Annotated in this window: 2 protein-coding genes; both read left to right on the top strand. The window is 66.5% G+C overall.

Annotation, left to right across the window (positions count from 1 at the left end; genetic code table 11):
- The first annotated feature begins 289 nt into the window (after window positions 1-289).
- Window positions 290-952: an RNA polymerase sigma factor gene (locus ACH4J0_RS43225; RefSeq protein ID WP_125053153.1), complete on the top strand. Its 663-nt coding sequence runs from the start codon at window positions 290-292 to the stop codon at window positions 950-952.
- Between the two features lie 19 nt (window positions 953-971).
- A partial coding sequence (locus ACH4J0_RS43220; protein WP_396246663.1) for a hypothetical protein occupies window positions 972-1,442 on the top strand: 471 nt, incomplete at its 3' end.

Raw genomic sequence — 1,442 nt, 5'->3', positions numbered from 1 at the left:
GACGCCGGGGCCGGTCGCACTCTGTTGCGGGGTGCGACCGGCCCGGGCCGTGCACCGGTCCGCCCGAGCTGCACACCGCAGCAACCGCTCTTACGCACCATCCCCGTCGCGAACCCGAACGTGGCATCAGTCGTCAATACCTGGAGAGCCAGGGGCAGTGCCGGTGAATCGGCATGCACACGGCGAACCGAGTTCATAATTCATCCGTCACTACTGACACACCACGCAAGCGACCGACATCGAACACAGACCCCGCAGAAACAGCGTGGGCGTACGGAGGAGCGGATACATGGACGACCCCCATCAGCCAGACCCGACGTCAGGTTTCCCCCGAGTGCTTCCCCGGACGGGGAAGCATTCGCAGATCGACCGCGCCTACATCGAACTCGTCGGAGAGCCGCAGAGGGACCTCCTCGCCTTCGCGATGACGCACGCGCTCAAGCTGACCCGCGGCAACCGGGCCGACGCCGAGGACCTCGCCCAGGACGCATACGTAAAGCTCATCGGATACACCTTCACCCGACCGGTCAACGGACGGGCCTTCCTCACGCGCGTGCTGACCAATCGGCACATCGACCTGTATCGGCGGCGGCAGACACAGAAGGCTGTTCTGGGGGTCAACACCGGCTTCGAAATCGCCCTCGACGACCTCTCGTCCGACCACGTCACCCGCGACGTCGCCGAGGGAGTGGTGTTCTCCACCGAGATCCGTGTCCACATCGGAGTCGTGATCGACTCCTACCCCGACGCTGAACAGCGCCCCCACCTGTGGGCCCTGCTTGACCTCGACGACGGTGACCTCCGGCCCCTCGAGCAGGTCGCCGCCGTTACCGGATTGAGCCTGTCAAAGGTCAAGAAGCTCAGCTCGTGGCTCAAGACCCGACTGCAGGCCGCCTTGGCTGAGCTGGCCCCGAATCGACCGTCGACCGCACCCGACGCCCCCACCCTCTAAAAAGTAGGAAGAGACAACGATGACGAACTTCGACAACGACCCCGGACGTCTGGCTGCCGAGGCCGAGGCGTTGCTGGCGCTGATCGACGCCGAGCTGCACGCCGACGACCCCGACCACACTCTGATGCCTTCCGACGAGGAACTGCTGGCGATGACCGAGCGAGCTTTCACCCGGGCCAGCGCGATCGTCGAGGCACAGGAGGCCATCGGGGACGCCCGGATCGACGACGACACCCTCGCCGATGTCCTGGCGACCTGGACCGCCGAACTTGGACTGGTGTCCTCGACCCGCGCGGCCGCGACCGCCGACGAGGGCCGGCTATGGAAGGTGCGGGTGACCGACCCCGACCTGGTCACCGCGATCCTCGGCGTCGACGCGGTCGGCCCACTGTCGCTGACTGTATCCGATACCCCGGTGGCGGACGGGACCGCGGTGAGCGTGACGTTGCCGCTGCGCAGCACCCCTGACCCAGGTATCACGCTCCTCGCG

The organism is Kitasatospora sp. NPDC017646 (assembly GCF_044329365.1).
Lineage (GTDB): Bacteria > Actinomycetota > Actinomycetes > Streptomycetales > Streptomycetaceae > Kitasatospora.
This window is presented reverse-complemented; position numbering and strand designations above follow the sequence as displayed.

Coding starts and splice junctions, on each gene's coding strand:
- ACH4J0_RS43225 (WP_125053153.1), top strand. CDS start 290: ATGGACGACCCCCATCAGCCAGACCCGACGTCAGGTTTCCCCCGAGTG.